7 protein-coding genes are annotated in these 17,431 nt (G+C 41.9%); 2 read left to right on the top strand and 5 right to left on the bottom strand.

The features are described 5' to 3' along the window. Positions 1-77 precede the first annotated feature (77 nt). From FRX45_RS03345 to FRX45_RS03325, 5 genes are all read right to left on the bottom strand, one after another. The gene (locus tag FRX45_RS03345; RefSeq protein WP_226804920.1) at positions 78-3,365 is read right to left on the bottom strand and encodes a VCBS repeat-containing protein; all 3,288 of its coding nucleotides are present in this window, start codon (positions 3,363-3,365) and stop codon (positions 78-80) included. 238 nt (positions 3,366-3,603) lie between these two features. Beyond that, positions 3,604-5,256 (bottom strand): RagB/SusD family nutrient uptake outer membrane protein, encoded by a 1,653-nt coding sequence (locus tag FRX45_RS03340; RefSeq protein WP_152266995.1) that lies wholly within the window; start codon positions 5,254-5,256, stop codon positions 3,604-3,606. Positions 5,257-5,275: 19 nt separating this feature from the next. Beyond that, positions 5,276-8,443, bottom strand: a complete 3,168-nt coding sequence (locus FRX45_RS03335; protein ID WP_152266994.1) for a SusC/RagA family TonB-linked outer membrane protein — start codon at positions 8,441-8,443, stop codon at positions 5,276-5,278. 188 nt (positions 8,444-8,631) lie between these two features. After that, on the bottom strand, positions 8,632-11,967 hold the full coding sequence (locus FRX45_RS03330) for a tetratricopeptide repeat protein (RefSeq protein ID WP_152266993.1): 3,336 nt from the start codon (positions 11,965-11,967) through the stop codon (positions 8,632-8,634). A 39-nt stretch (positions 11,968-12,006) separates the two neighbouring features. Next, a complete protein-coding gene (locus tag FRX45_RS03325; RefSeq protein WP_152266992.1) occupies positions 12,007-13,350 on the bottom strand; it encodes a sugar porter family MFS transporter in 1,344 nt (447 codons plus the stop codon). Positions 13,351-13,470: 120 nt separating this feature from the next. On the opposite strand from FRX45_RS03325, the gene FRX45_RS03320 reads away from it, so the two are divergent. Then, entirely contained in the window at positions 13,471-14,385 is a 915-nt protein-coding gene (locus FRX45_RS03320; protein ID WP_152266991.1) for an AraC family transcriptional regulator, read from the top strand. Between the two features lie 135 nt (positions 14,386-14,520). After that, positions 14,521-17,382 (top strand): sugar-binding domain-containing protein, encoded by a 2,862-nt coding sequence (locus FRX45_RS03315; RefSeq protein WP_152266990.1) that lies wholly within the window; start codon positions 14,521-14,523, stop codon positions 17,380-17,382. Positions 17,383-17,431 lie beyond the last annotated feature (49 nt).

Here is a 17,431-nt window from a genome sequence, read left to right as displayed (position 1 = left end):
TATTTACTATTCCAAATTTCCTCTTTTAAAGATTGCTGTCCAATGTACAATAATTGGAAAATGATGGATTTTTTTACTTATTTTCTTTTATACGCTTTTAGTTGCTGTTGATTGATACCAAATAATAATATGTCATTTAAACCAAGCACGCTTCTCACATCTCCCTGCAGGTGAAAACCCGATTGCTGCTGATTGATATATGTAAAATTACCTTTACCATCGCCTTGCAGAAGCAACCCGTAACTGGCATCGTATTTTCCAAACCGTAAACGGGCGAAATTGATATTTCCACAAAACAACAGGTCTTCATTTCCATCTTTATTAAAATCGAGAGGAGTAATAGTATATACAGGAGAAAACTGCACCTGTAAGGGTAATGGCTTTATATGAAACTTTCCATCCGCAGCGCTTTCAAAATAACTTGTTTGCAGATGATTTGCCTGCAGATGACCCATATCTTTCATTTCGTCACCGGTAAATATCTCGTTCAATGTTGCTCCTGCATAACTTTTATAATCGTTAAACCGGGTTCTCATCGTACTTATCTGGCCAAGCAATTCATCTCTTGTAACATAAGGGTATGTTTTATTTTGTATATAAAAGCACAGTATAGGATCAACAGAGCCATTATTATCAAAATCCTTATACAGGAGTTCCGCAGGTTCATCATCACTTGCCCTGCATTGCGTATTTAATCCCATATTACCTATAACCAGGTCGGGTTTACCATCTTTATTAAAATCGCCTGTAAGTATTTTATTCCACCATCCGCTGTATTCTTTGTCTATATAATTTTTTGTCTGATTTTCGAGCCTGCCATTGTTATTGATATAAATACTTACCGGCATCCATTCTCCCACAACAACCAGGTCCATTCTTTTATCGCCATTCAAATCTATCCATGCGGCATCTGTTATCATACCCGCCTTTTGTAAAGCAGGCGCTATTTCATTTGTTTTGTCGCTAAAGTAGCCTTTCCCGTCATTAATAAGAATAGAGCTTGCAGGCGTTTCAGGATACCTGCCTGGTATTACCCTACCCCCAATAAACAAATCCTCAAACCCGTCACCATTAATATCTGCCGAACGGGCGCAACTCTTACTCACATACATTTGAGGTAAAGCATTTCGTGTCTTGGTAAAATTGCCATTACCATCATTTAAATATAACCTGTCCTGTAGTAAAGGATCTTCCGGAAGATAATTATGATACCCGCCGCTCACTACATACAAATCAGGCGCACCATCTGCATTGGCATCAAAAAAAAGGGCATCCGCATCTTCGCATAATTTATCATCTAAAAAAGCCTGCCGGGATTTTAGTATAAACGCACCACTTTTTTGTTGAATATATAAGGCTGCCGTTCCGCCATTTCCACCTCCGGCAAATACATCCTCCAGTCCATCCTTATTAACATCTGCTTTTACCAGGCAGGGTCCCGAAAAAGAAAGTGGGTTTATTAATAATGGTTGTCTTTTAAAATCGTTGATATTATTTTCCATGTGCCGGTAAGCAACCGGGGATTTAACTTCCCCAAAAAGCGGAACAGGAATTGTTCTATGATGATCAGCAGCAACCGCATCTTTTTCTTTAACCGTTACTATTTGGTCTGGCTTAACATTCCTGAATAATTGTTGTCTGCCGCTTAACCAGCTTACCTGCAGTGAATCAATAGTAACTTCTTTACCTAACCCGAAATGTAAAACGGGTGAAACCGATGATTGAAAACCTCTTGCCGGCATTTGCTCCAGGTATTGCTTTCTACCATTGCCGTAAAGTGTTATTTTGGCGCCCAACCCCAGGGTATTTTTGCCGTCGCCTTCCAGCTTTACCTGCAGGTAATGATTTTCCTGTTGCTCATTAATATCATTCCTGTATACAAAAGCGGGTTTATTGATATTATTGACTATAATATCCAGGTCGCCATCACTATCGAGATCTGCATATGCAGCCCCGTTACTATTAGAGGGAACAGTAAAGCCCCATTGTTTACCCATATTGCTGAATGAAAGGCCTGCCTGTCCGGCAGGCCGGTCGCCATTATTCCTGAAGATACAGTTCACCACATTTGATGAAGGTATTTGTTTTACCAGGTCAAAAAGGTTTTGCCTGTATACATCCCCTCGTCTGTCTTTAAGAACCCCACTCATGTATTTCAGGAAATCCATATTGGTGTAATCGCGTACATAACCATTGGTAACGAATAAATCCTTCCATCCGTCATTGTCATAATCGGCAAAGAGTGGCGCCCAGCTCCAGTCTGTATTGGATATCCCCGACAACTGGCCGATCTCGCTAAAGGTTCCATCTCCATTATTCAACTGCAGCATATTGCGCATATACTGGTGATGCAGGCCCGAGCGAACGATCATATCAAATTCTTCATAATTATCAGGTGCAAATAATAATTTTTGACGAAGGTTATCTTCAGGCAGCATATCTAAAGTAAATATATCCGCAAGCCCGTCATTGTTAACATCCGCAACATCATTACCCATAGAAAATTGCGAGGTATGCCTTATACTTTTACCCAAATGATCAGAAAAGGTTCCATCCCCATTATTGATGTACAGGTAGTCAGCAACCAGGTAATCATTGGAAATATAAATATCAGTCCATCCATCATGATTAATGTCGGCCACACCTGCTCCAAGGTTGTAGCTAAACACTGTATTTTGTATGCCCGATGTTTTTGTTACATCTACAAAATGATCATCGTCATTTCTTAACAGCCTTGTACCGGCTTCATTGCTTTGCTCTTCAAGTAATGATGCTATACGGGCATTATCGAGATTAGTCAAAGGTTTGGGAGTATGATTCAACTGCAGCAGGTCCAGGTCGCCGTCTTTATCGTAATCAAAAAAAACTACGTGGCTGCTGTATGCAGGATCAGTGAGCCCGTATTGCGCCGCCTCATCCTTAAAATAAGGAATATTATTTTCATCATTTCCCTGGTTAATAAAAAGCTGGGGCACTCTTTTTTCGGCGGATATCTTACCTGAATAACACAAATAAATGTCCAGCTTATTATCGCCATTGATATCCACGAAAGTAGTTCCGGTTTTCCATGGTCCCGGTCTTCCGGCTACTCCTGCCGGTCCTGTAATATTCTCAAACTGCATATTCCCTTTATTCAGGTACAATTGATTGTCCATCATATTTGCAGTAAAATAAATATCATCCAGCCCGTCATTATTCAGATCACCTGCCGCAACACCGCCACCATTATAAAAGTATTCGTACATCAATACATTGGTATTAAGCGTTTCGGTGAGTGAATCATTAAAGGAAATTCCTGTATGAGCTGCATCAAGAAGTGTAAAAAGGGTTGCGCCTGCTTTTTCTTTTGAGGCATTATCGCTCATATTTGTGCACCCTCCGTATACTATACCAAGTATTGTAAAAAGAAGCGTGTATTTCAATTCTCTGCAAAAAAATAAACAGGGCATATCAATTATTGGTTAAGCTTAAACTTACAAAATAAAATCCCCTGATGAAAACCAGAGGATTTTTATATTCCAAAACTAACGGTAAAAGCTTTTATATTCTTTTCGCCCGGTTGTCTGTTACCCCACCAAACCGGTTATTATAGTTTCATACATACTATTGCGGATAGCCGGGATTCTGTTCAAGCAGTTTATTCTTATCTATCATGGTTTGTGGTACCGGGAAAAGATAATTTTTAGAAGCATCAAATTTCCTGTCGCCCCCAACAACAGGCACTGGCGTGTAGGTAAGTACCCCTCCACTTTCTTTTATGGATATGCCATGCAATGGTTTATTCAGGTTAATATGGGCGATATTCCATCGTATCAGGTCCCACCAGCGTTTATCTTCAAAGGCAAGCTCCACTCTTCTTTCCCTTCGTATGGCCTGTCTCATATCTTCCTGGCTCAACCCTGCGGGCAAGGGAGGCAACTCACTTCTGTCCCGTATTTTTCTTACTGCTTCGTATACCGATTCATCCGGCCCTGCTGCTTCATTTTGCGCTTCAGCATAGTTCAGCAGTATTTCTCCATACCTGAAATAAGAATAATTCTGCGGGCTGCTTGCACCATCCCAGTTATCTGCTCCTAAAGTAATTTTATCGCTTAGCCTTTTACGCATGTAATATCCTGTCTGGCTCGCATCGTCCTTATCTGCCAGATCAATTTCATTTTTACTTCCCACACCCTGCCGGGTTAAAATAATATCGTTATACCAAAATGTATTATCATAAACAATGGATTGATAAAATCTTTTTTCCCTGTTCTTATAAGGGTCTTGCGGATTATACCCAGAAGTGGGATCGGAAATTATTTTTCCATTATCCATTGCATAATCGTCCACCAGTTCCTGCGTAGGACTAACGCCTCCCCAGCTTGTTTCAGCTCCATCCTTGGTAAAGGTAGGTCCCAGGTATCCTTCCAGTTTACCACCGCGAACACGTGGAATGTATTCCCTGTAAAATATACTTTCTTTACTTTCATTGCCTTTGGTAAGAAAAAATTCGGCATAGTCCGGGTGTAATTCATAGCCCAGTTCATCCATGATCTGCTTATTTGTGGCAGCGGATTCTGTGTACTTATGTGCAAATAATTCGCACCAGCCCTTTAAGGCCAGGGCAGCTCCTTTTGATGCCCTTCCAGATTCCGGAGAAACCGGCAGATCGGTATAAGCAGCAGCACATTCGCTGGTAATAAAATTCAGCGTTTCGTCAAATGTATTTCTTGCTTTAAAAATATCATCTCCCTGTTCAGCCCTGTTCAATACTTCTGTAATGAGCGGCACACCCCCATAGCTCATCCATAACTGATGATAATAATATGCCCGCAAAAACCTCGCCTCCGCCAGTCTCAGCTTTTTATACTCCTCATCAAGCTCCGATGCGGTTACTTTTTCAATAAACACATTACATTTCCTGATATTGGCATACCGCGAACCCCATTCAAAACAATTGCCTATATCGCCAAAAGTTAAGGTAGATGGCGTGTATACAGCCTGCTGGGCAGAGTTTCTTGAACTGGGCCAGCTAAAGCCACACATAGCATTATCAGACCAGTTGTCAAACGGGTCGTACCAGTTATTACCATCGGGAAGCTGAAGATAAATATCATTCAGAAAAAGGTCACTGGCACCCTTATCAGTCCACACAGTGGCATCGGAAAACCTGTCTCTCGGTACTACGTCAATCGCCTTATCTTTATTACACGAGTATAATGCACCCAATAACAACATGAAGCAGCATACCTGTTTTATAGAAAATTGCTTTATCATATAGCGAATGTTGATATTTTTAGAATGTTACATTTAAACCTACAGATACTACTCTTTGCTGTGGATAATACTGCCCGCTGGTTGAGCTGATCTCGGGATCAAAATTTTTAATCTTGCTCCAGGTAAGAATATTTTGCCCCGACAAATAAAAACGTGCAGCCTGTATTTTGATGCCTTTTAATATGGCAGCAGGCAGTGTATAGCCCAGTTCTCCTGTTTTTAATCTGAGGTAAGATCCCTTATTGATCCACCAGGATGATCCCCGTTGATTATTATCAGTAGGTTGCGGGGTTACACGCGGATTACGCGCATTTGGATTTTCAGGTGTCCAGTAATCCAGCGTTTCCCTAACAGCGGATGCAGAATTTACAAAGGGGAAAGCTGCTTCTGCAGCTATATAAAAATCTCTTGCAGCCGCTCCCTGGAAGAGCAGGCTCAGATCGAAACTTTTATAATTAATTGTGGGTGCAAAACCATAAATAATTTGCGGGGTGGAAGGTTTGCCAATAGGCATATAATCATCAGGAGAAATCTGGTTGTCGCCATTTACATCTAAATACTTCAAATCCCCCGGGTGTAAAGTACCAAACTGTGTTACGGGGTATTCCGAAGACTGAATGATTCCATCGCCGTCTTTATCATCACTCACCTGGAAATACCCGGTTGCCTGGTAACCAAATTGCGTTCCCAATGCCCTGCCTGTTAGTTTCCGGTTCGGGTTATTGAAAGTAGCATCATCTTCAAAGATTTGAAGCAACTTGTTTTTTGCCAGCGTAAAATTAGCTGTTAGCCCTAATGTTAAATCTTTTGCGGGGCTATAACGCGTACCGGCTGTAAATTCAAATCCGCGGTTGCTCATTATAGCTGCATTTTCCTGCGCCAGCCCTATGCCATATTCACCCGGAAGAATAGCATTTGGCGCCACCAGCATATTATTTCTCTTTTCAAAAAAGTAATCTGCCTCCAGTGTAAATAAACCATTCAATATGGAGAGGTCTAAACCTATGTTTGTTTTGCGGGCTCTTTCCCAGGTAATATTGGGATTGGCTTCCAATGTTTCATTAAGTCCCTGTGTTCCCGAGCCATTAATTACTGCGGAGTTGCCATACAAACTATATGCGCTTAAGTACTGAAAAGCGGCAAGATTACCGCCAATATAGGGCAGTGCACCGGATTCGCCATATGATGCACGCAATTTTAAATTATCAACCCACTCCAGGTTCTGGCGTATAAAATCTTCTTCAGATAAACGCCATCCTGCCGACACTGCAGGGAAGAAACCATACCGGTGACCGGGTCCAAAAGCGTAATGCCCGTCGTACCTGCCCGATGCTTCAAAAAGATATTTGCTATTGTAAGCATAAGTAACCCTGAATATAGCGGATTGCTGTTTGGTTTGTCCGGAAAAGCCGTTGTTACTGATATCTGTAGCATTAAAACTGCCATTATTCAATTCAGGAACATTTACATTAAAATTACTTCTCGATGCACCTAATGAAGTAAACTTACTGTTCCTTGCCTCAAGCACTACCATAGCGGTTACGCCATGTTTACCAAAATCATTATTATAATTCAGGTAACCCTGGTAAGTAAATGCCTGGTTCTGGAAGTATGATACAGAGTAAACCGGTTTGGCAGGACCGTCATTCCCTGCCAGGGTATAGGTATAAGGCTGTGTTGTTGCATTTACCGTATAATATGGTATTGGAGTACGCCAGGTTTTGCTTAATGTTATGGCAGGATCGCTGCCACCCGGCTCATTCATATCGTAACTAACAGCGGCCTTTACACTAAGCCCTTTAATAAAAGGAAGCTGCTGTTCTATAGAGAACTGGCTGAGCAGCACATAACCTACCGTATTGGTATAACCGCTGTTAAAAATATTGCCGTAAGCCGACCTGCCGATATAGGAACCCGGCAAACCATTACTGAAAGTTAAAGGCGCGGTAGGCGGTGTGCGAAAGGCCTGGTAAAAAATACTGCCCGCACTCACCCCCGGAAAATTGCGGTCTTCCACACGCCCGTTCAGCGATAGTGAAACTTTTGTGGTGGCTGTTGCCTGCGCTTCAATATTGGACACTAAGTTGTATCTTTTATAATTCGTAGGTCCCCACATCCCTTTCTGGTTCAGGTAACCTAATCCTCCGTAATAACGGAGTTTGTCGGTTCCGCCCGACAAAGAAAGATTGTGTCCTGTTATAATGGCATTGGGAGTAATTAATTCTTTTAATACATTGTGATTGGGGTAAAGATCAGGATCCGAGCCATCTTTGAATTTCTGCAATTCCTCTTCGGTATATACGGCAGGACTACCTACATTGGCGTTGGCAATATTACGCATGGTTGCGTATTCTGAGGCATTTACAAATTTTGTGAGGCGGGTAGGATTCTGCCATCCTACATAACCACTGTATTCAAGCGTTGGCGCGCCGCTTTTACCTCTTTTAGTAGTAATCAATATTACGCCATTGGCGCCTGCCATACCGTATGGCGCTACCGCTGCTGCATCCTTCAGAATAGTTAAAGAGGCAATACTGTTCGGATCCAATTGATTAAAACTACGGGGTACACCATCCACTATCACCAATGGCTGGGTGTTGCCTGTTGTGCTTCTTCCTCTTATTAACAGGTTGGCGCCATCATAGCCTGGCTCGCCCGCGTTTTGTGTAAATATTACACCCGCTACCCTGCCGCCGATACTATTACTCAGGTTAGCCACAGGCTTGGCAGCTATATCGCTCCCCTGGATAGTAGCCACAGCAGCCGTAACAGATGCGCGTTTTTGCGTACCGTATCCCACTACCACTACCTGCTCTAACTGGTTTTCGCCGGCAATAAGCGTAATATTAAAATCCGTTTTGTCTCCAACCGTAATTTCCTGCACCTGGTGCCCCACATAGCTAAAAATCAGCACTGCCCTTTTATTCGGAGCATTGAGGCTGAACCTTCCATCAGCACCACTTACCGCGTTTGCTTCGCTTCCTTTAACAGTAATAGTAACACCCGATAATGGAACACCTTTTTCGTCGGAAACTACACCTTTTACAGGAATAGCTGATTGCGAAAAAGTTTGTGTGGTAATAAATGAAAAAATAAATACTGCAAACAATTTATGAGAGAGGGAATGAAATACATTTTTGCAAACACAATAAACATTGTGCGGCAAGCTGGCAAAGCAATCATTCATACTGGCAGTTTTACGTTTTGAAAAAGTATATAAATAAATTATAATGCTCCATCAAAATTATAACACACAGTAAAGGAAGGACATGGACTTAGCATGGAATATGATGGATTTTTTTACGGATTTTGTGTGAAATGATTGATAATACCTGATAAACCAGTACCATTCTCTTTGCGTCAAACAGGTATCCTTTACGGGTGGAGGATACGCTTTCCTTTTATATCAGCGTGTACATGAGTTCCCTGATGACTGATATCCATATCACTGATTGCATTAAAATGCCAGGCAGCTTTTTCTACTTCTCCCAGTCCGGTATAACCCAATGCCATTACATAATGGCAATGAACGCGGTTGCGTTTATTTAAATCATCATCCAGTATCATCAAACCGGGAAATGAAACAGCGAAGTAATCCATTTTCACATTGTCATCCATATGCTGTTGGCCATACGCTATTAAATTGCCGAATCTTGCATGCGCTTCCTTTGCCCGCTTCAATTTTAATAAGGACAATCCCTGGTAAAATATTGTATCCGGCTGTGGGTCGTTATAATATATTGCAGCGGCAGGTTCGGCTATTCCAACAGATGCCTGCAACCAATAATCCTCAGCAGTTTTTTTATCATTCAAATATTCATATGCTGTTCCTAACCAGTAAAGAATGTCATTTTCCTGTGTGCCGGGCAATTTACCTTCGCCTAAATTTACAGGATATGCACAGGCTTCTTCCAAAAGTCTTATTGCATCATTGTACTGCCGGTTGGCTATGGATTTTTTGGCCAGTCCCATTTTTGCCTGCACATACTGCCCGGTTACTTTACCTTCTCCGCCTTCCCACGGATGGAACTTCCTGTTTGCCAGGAAATGCATGGCTTCTTCATATTCCCCACATACATTATAAAGGGTTACCAGTTCAAGGTAAAGATCATCTCTTTGCAATACCAACGGAGCATATTGCTTTAAAAAATCAAGACGCCTCTTCACGTTATAGTTTAGGGCCTTATATAATTGATCCAGTTCAAATAACACCCTCGCGTCTGAAGTATCTGCGAAAAACGCTTTTTCAAAATATTGCAATGCTTTTTCTCCCTGGTGAAGCCGGTTGTAGCAGGCAATGCCGAGGTTGCGCATAACGGAAGCAAAACCATCATATACGTGATATGATCTTTCCCAGCAATCTATCGCTTCGCTGTATTGTCTTTTATCGTACCATAAATTTCCGAGATAGTACAAAGCCTTATAGTCTGCGGGATTGAGCTGCGAAATATACTTCAGCACAGCGATATCTTCCAGCCGGTTAGGAAATACACGATTGGAACTTTGAGCAAATCCTTTATCGGCCCATCGTTTCGCCTCATTATGATCAGCCGATAAAAAATAGTAATAAGAGATATAATACGCGTTCAACGGATGCTGTGTTGTGCGATCATCCAATAATAAAAAAGCGATAGCCTCCCTGTACCTGCCACACCATGCATAATCAATGGCTATTTCAATAAAAGTATGCGCCTCATTGCGAAGCCTCTGCTTTAATTGCGCAAGTTGCAGATTGGCCTCCTGTGTACATTGTTGCAAACGCAGTATAAGAAAATATTCATAAGATGAACCAAAATCAAAAGCATCCATCTGCAAAGTTTCCATCGCAAATAATTTTGCCTCTTCCAGCCTGTTCATATACCGGAACAACATGGCTTTGAGGTGCCGCGATTTAAATCCGTGATGGTTGCGCGCCAATGACTTTTCAACAAACAAAAAGCTCTGCTCTGTATTATTTTGAGCCATTTCCATCCTTGCCAGTTGCAGGTAGCCATTGTCCTGCCAGGCGGCATTCCAGCAACTTTTAAAAAAACTTTCGTATGCTTCTTTCTTTTTGTCCTGGTACAAAAAACTTAATCCGAGATTATACAATGGTTCCCCATCATAAGGATTGGGATTGTGCACAAGCAGAGATGTTACCGCACTCCGGAAATAAGGTTCTGCTTTCGCAAACTGTCCCCTGCGGAAATACCAAAGACCAAGCGCATTGTTATTTCTGATATCTGATCCATCTCTCCGCAATGCTTCTTCGTAATAACGAACAGGTGAGCAGGTTGCATGGCGGTACTGTTCCAGGTGCAACCCCGCCATATACAATGCCTCATTTGTTTCTATATCGGCCGGATCCTGTAAAGGTTTAGCAGCATCGGGAACAGCAACACCATCATTGCCCACAACAGGCACATAACTTACCAGCATTTGGCCGGTTTCGCTTTTTACAATGGCTTTCAATTGCTGAAGTAAATAGGCGCCGGGCAAATCAATACTTTTTTCAAAAGTTCTTACAGGTGATAAGCTGTCCGTTGTTTCAAAAAGAATCACATCACCCAATGAGAGCAGTATCCTTACATTGTTCCGGGAAGAAGAAAGATATACTTTCAATACCGCCTTATGATCTTTCACTTCAAGATTTATCAGGGCATCTTTAGTTGCATTTTTTACATTGCCCACTGCTTTATAAGGAAGAAAATATTGCGTGAATGTTCTTTCTTCATTGGGCATTATCCAGCCAAAATCCGGTTGGTTATCGGTAAACATGCCCGTCATTATTTCGAGGTAAGGCCCGTCTTCATCTGTCAGGTGCCTGTTCCAGGCCTTACCAAAATCACCACAACCCCAGGTCCATTGTTTTTTCCCGGGCGAAATATGATGATTGGCCACATGCAATAAACCGGCCTTTTTACCATGATGATAACCACCCACAAAATCAAATTCCGAATTAACCGCCATGTAAGAAGTTGGCACCGGAATATTTTTATACATGGAAATATCCGTACCGGGCGAATAATCTACTTTATAATAAGTACCCGTGGCAATGGGGAAAGAAGACACATCTCTTTTGCCATGATCGTATACAGCATGCACATCGGGAGGAAATATGGACTGATAATGCTCATCTGCCGCCACCGCCGGGTTAGCCCACCACAAAAATGTTTGAGGCAATACTGTGCGGTTGTACAACCTGCCGGTAATTTCAATGTATGCTTTGCCAGGATATAACCGGAAGCCCGCCATTCCTTTGGTGTGAAACATTTTTTCTATCTCGCTTACCCACACTGTTTTACTCCCGTCCGTATGCGTTTCTATAGCATAATCTACAGGATCAAAAGTGCTGGGGCGATGATGCTGCGGCCAATTAAGCTCTATGCCTCCGGATATCCACGGACCTGTAAGTCCCACCAGTGCAGGCTTTATAACCCTGTTATAATATACAAAATGATAATCATTGGTCTTATCATAAGCCATCTGGAGCCGCCCGCCCATCGCCGGCAAGATCATAATTTTCAGAAACTCATTTTCAATGAATAAGGCCTTATATGCTACATCTGTTTTTTCATCGGCTACACGGTCAATAACCGGATGCGGGTATACTGCACCACTGCTGCCCTGGTATACACGCTTTTCCAGGAACATGGGATTTTTATCAGGCTCCCCGGTTGTATAAGTAGGAATGATCACCATTTCCTCCCATGCTTTTACCTCATTACTCATAATGATGGATTTTTAATTGTCTTACTGCAAGAAACAGGATCAATGTCCTCCCGCAACAGCATCCATTTCTTCCAGCGTTTTGCCCTTTGTTTCGTTTACCTTTTTCCATATAAACAGGAAACCCAGGATACAAACAGCAGAATAAAAATAAAAAGTAGAATCCCTGAATTTTTCATACAGTACAGGAAAGGTAAATACCAGTATAAAATAAGCTGCCCACAGGCAAATTACGGCAATGGACGTGGCTGCAACTCTTACTTTATTGGGAAATATTTCAGAGATCAGTACCCAGGTAACGGGGGCTAACGACATGGCATAAGTGCCAATAGCCGCCAGCAAAAACCACGCAACATACGATGAACCTGAAGCAAGCATTTGGGCAACTATAATATATAATATGGCAAGCCCTCCCGCGCCAAACAGCATTAAAGGCTTTCGGCCCAGCTTATCTACCAGGAGCATAGACAGCAATGTAAATACAAGATTTACACCACCAATAAAAACGGTTTGCTTTAATTGATCATCCTGCGAAGCACCAATGCTTTCAAACAGCTTTGGAGCATAATTAAATACCGTATTGATTCCACACAACTGCTGAAATACTGCCAGCCCTATGCCAATTAAAACGGCGGGAAGAAAAGCTTTATTCAAAGCTGCGCTGTAGTTTATTTTAGTTACACCCTTTAATGATTGCTGAATACTGATAACAGCGCTTTCAGCAAAGCGGCTATCGCCTATTTTATGTAAAACATCAAGTGCCCTGGTGGCTTTATTGTTTTGCACCAGCCACCGCGGGCTCTCGGGTAAAATAAAAATGCCGGTTAAAAACAAAACAGAAGGAACAGCTCCTAAACCAAACATCCACCTCCAGGCATCATCACCACTATTACTCAATAAATAATTAACCAGGTTGGTAACCAGTATTCCCAGCACTATAGTAAGCTGATTAATTGCAACCAGCCTGCCCCGCCATTGCGCCGGCGCAATTTCGGCAATGTACATGGGTGAAAGCATAGAAGTCATGCCTACTCCAATACCAGCGGAAAAACGGGCTATTATAAAAAAGTTGCGGCCAGGGGCAAATGCCATGGCCAGCGATGATACAGCAAAAACAAAGGCAGCTAAGAGCAGCCCTGCTTTTCTTCCATACTTATCGGATATTTTTCCGGCAAACAAACAGCCTGCAATGGCCCCTAATGCAAGACTACCCGTTACAAAACCTTCCCAATAGGCATCCAAACCAAATTGCTTTTGCAAAAAGGGCAAAGCGCCGGCAATAACAGCAAAATCAAACCCAAAGAGATAACCACCCAAAGCAGAGATAAATGAAATGCCAACAATATATCCTGTATTAAATTGATGAGGTGGTAAAAGTTTAAGCATTTTATACAAAAGTGTTTCTCCAAATATATGTACAACAAATATCCCATTGTGTTTACATAAGTTCAATGTAAAAAACTTGGATAATGATGGATTTTTTTACTTTTAGCAAAATTTACCTGCATGCCGGCAACAATTATTAAAAAAAAGGAAGGATTCCAGGGACAAAAAGCAGTTGTAATTCCCCGGAAAGTGCTGGCATCAAATTGCACAAATAATACCATTATATCAGGGCTATATATAACCGATATCGGCTATTACCCAAAAGCCCGGTTTCACTACCGTGAGCGGTTACGTGGCGCCGAACAGCATATTCTTATTTATTGCATAGAAGGCAAAGGAAGCGTAACCATAAAAAAGGAGCAGTATGATATTGAACCCGGAGATTTCTTTGTTGTTCCAAAACAAACGGAGCATTACTATGCCGCAAATGAAAAAGATCCATGGACTATTTACTGGATTCATTTTACCGGAGCCATTTCAGATGCCATTATAACCCATATGCTGGAGCAGTTTGACGGGCACAAAAGTTTTTTGCATTACAATGAACAGCGCACAGAATTGTTTAATACCATTTACCATCAACTGGAAAGAGGCTACAGCATCGAAAATATGCTGTATGCCAATTTGTGTTTTTATCATTTTCTGGGCTCCTTTATGCACGCCGAAAAATTTAATTCTGTCAGCACTCTCACTGAAATGGACATTGTGATTGACTTCATGAAAAAAAATATTGATTCCATGTGCACCCTCCAACAGATGGCGGATGAAGTAAGCATGTCTCCCTCGCATTTTTCCTTTCTTTTCAAAAAAAAGACAGGCTACCCGCCAATGGAATATTTTAATCACCTTAAAGTACAGCAAGCCTGCCAGTTCCTGATGTTTACCAATTTAAGAATAAAGGAAATAGCCACCCGCGTGGGGATAGAAGATCCGTATTATTTTTCACGCTTTTTTACAAAGCTGATGGGTATGTCGCCTAATGCGTACAGGGAAAAGAGAAATAGTGAGCATGTTTACTACAATCCAAAAGATTGATTTTCCGCAATACTTTTAATCAATCAACAAATAGTACATCATTTTCGTAAGAATGTTCATTTGAATAATGATCATTAAGCCTGAAATTCGAATAATTAGCAGGCAATAATTTTTTATCCAAAAAATTCCCCGGTAATGAAAAAATATGTGCTATTGGTAATGTCAATATTTTATCTGTTATTTACAGCCTTTACAACATTACGCGCCCAGGAAGTAAACTATTCAGCAAAAAATACCATTGATCTTTCGGGGCAATGGCTTTTCCGTATTGATTCGCTTGATGAGGGTACACATGAACGCTGGTTTAACAAAAAACTCACGGATAGTGTACTGCTTCCCGGATCTATGACCACCAATAAGAAGGGCAACGACATTGATGTGAATACTCCCTGGACCGGAAGCATTATGGACTCCTCGTGGTTCTTAAAACCGGAGTACGCTGTATATCGCAAGCCCGGCAATATTAAAATTCCCTTCTGGCTGCAGCCCGTTAAATACTATAAAGGCGCTGCGTGGTATCAAAAAACAGTTACCATTCCGGAGTCGTGGAAAAACAAATACATTGAACTGTTTATAGAACGCAGCCATTGGGAAACTACCCTATGGATTGACGGTGTGCAAACAGGAATGAACAACAGTTTGGGAACGCCGCATCGCTTTGATTTATCCGAATCATTACGTCCGGGCACGCACCTGTTAACAATCCGTGTTGACAACCGCGTTAAAGACATTAATGTAGGTCCAAATTCACACAGCATTACCGATCATACGCAAAGCAACTGGAATGGTATGATTGGCAAATTGCTTCTTGTATCAGACCCGCTGCTTCATTTGGAGAATGTACAATTGTATCCGGATATCAAAAACAAGCTGGTGAAGGCCAAAATAAAAATCAACAACCCGGCAAACAAACAGGTTGAGGCCGGCATTCAACTCAGGGTAACATCCGAAAATACCAAATCCGAAAAATTGAAACTCATTCAAAAGAAGGTTATCCTAAAAGGTGGCGATACGGCACTTGAAATCATTTACCCGATGGGAAATGCTCCGCTGCTGTGGGATGAATTTCATCCGAACCTGTATGCCATGCAGATCAATTTAACTACACCAAAAGAACGTGATGAAAGAACAGTAACATTTGGCATGCGGGAATTTTTAACGAAAGGCACGCAATTTACCATTAATGGTAATTTAACTTTTTTGAGAGGCACCCTTGAATGTGCCATTTTTCCTAAAACGGGTTACCCGCCAACAGATGTGGAAGCCTGGTTACATATTTTTAAAGTTTGCAGATCATATGGACTCAATCATATACGTTTTCATTCCTGGACTCCTCCTGAAGCTGCCTTTGAAGCGGCAGACCGTTCGGGCTTTTACCTGCAGGTAGAAATCAGCTCATGGGCAAACCAGGGAGCAACTATCGGCGATGGCAAACCGCTTGATAAATATATTTATGATGAAAGCAAAAGAGTGGTTAAGGCCTACGGTAATCATCCCTCATTTTGCATGATGACTTACGGCAATGAACCTGCAGGAAAGCAGCAGGTAAAATATTTAACGGATTTTGTTACCTACTGGAAAAAGAAAGACCCCAGGATATTGTATACTTCAGGTGCAGGGTGGCCTGTAATTCCGGAAAACGATTATAACAGCACGCCCGACCCAAGAATCCAGCGTTGGGGCGAAGGATTGAAAAGCATAATTAATGCACAGACGCCAGGATGCGATTACGACTGGAAAGAAATTATTTCAAAGTGGCAGCATCCCACTGTTAGTCATGAAATCGGGCAGTGGTGCGTTTATCCCAATTTTAAAGAAATATCCAAATATGACGGCGTTTTAAAAGCTAAAAATTTTGAAATATTCCAGGAAAAACTAAACAAAAATGGAATGGGGGCTTTGGCCGACAGTTTTCTTTTGGCATCCGGAAAACTACAGGTATTATGCTATAAAGCCGATATAGAAGCCGCGTTGCGCACACCCGGTTTTGGGGGCTTTCAGCTTCTTGACCTGCACGATTTTCCGGGGCAGGGAACAGCGCTGGTTGGGGTATTGGATCCCTTTTGGGATGATAAAGGTTATGTTACCGGAGCGCAATACAGCCGGTTTTGCAATGCAACCGTTCCTTTGGTAAGGTTACCGAAAATGATCTACCTGAATAATGAAATACTCTCTGTGCCTGCAGAGGTCGCTCATTTTGGAGCATCTGCGTTACACGATGTTACGCCGGTATGGAATATTACCAATGCTTCGGGTGCAACACTGTTCAGCGGCAAATTGCCAAAAGTAAATATTCCTCTGGGGAACGGTTTTAAGCTGGGTGAAATTAAACAGTCTCTCCATGCCGTAAAGCAGGCAGAAATGCTTACCCTCACTGTGTCTGTAAATAACAACCACAACGCATGGCATATATTTGTTTATCCGTCATCGCTTCCCGCAACAAAAGATGAAATTTTGATAACGCAGCAATTGGATGACAAAGCAATAGAAACCCTTAATGCCGGCGGAAAAGTATTGCTTACCACTAAAAAAGGATCGGTAAAGCCAGGTAAAGGAGGCAATGTAAAAATTGGTTTTTCCAGCATATTCTGGAATACCGCGTGGACAGGCGGGCAGGCGCCCACTACCCTGGGAATTTTATGTAATCCGCAACATCCGGCACTACAGGCTTTCCCTACGGAATATCACAGTAACTGGCAATGGTGGGATGCGATGAGCCATTCCAATCCAATAAGCCTTGATGCTGTTGCTCCCGGTATTAAACCCATCGTTCGTGTAATTGATGATTGGGTAACGGCGCAGCCTTTAGGATTGATATTTGAATGCAAAGCTGGTAAAGGCAAGCTGATCGTTTCGGGCATTGATTTGCTAACCGGCGCGGATAAAAGACCTGAGGCAAGACAATTGTTATACAGTTTGAAAAAATATATGACAAGTGAAAAATTCGATCCGGTTGTAGAAGCGGATATGGAAAACATAAGGGATTTGTTGAATTGATATTGTTAGTTTCTACTTTCGGAAGGAAGCCATTATATATTACGCAAAA

Source organism: Agriterribacter humi (genome assembly GCF_009192765.1).
In the GTDB taxonomy this organism is placed as follows: domain Bacteria; phylum Bacteroidota; class Bacteroidia; order Chitinophagales; family Chitinophagaceae; genus Agriterribacter; species Agriterribacter humi.
Note: the sequence above shows the minus strand (reverse complement) of the source record. Positions and strands in the feature narration are given on the sequence as shown.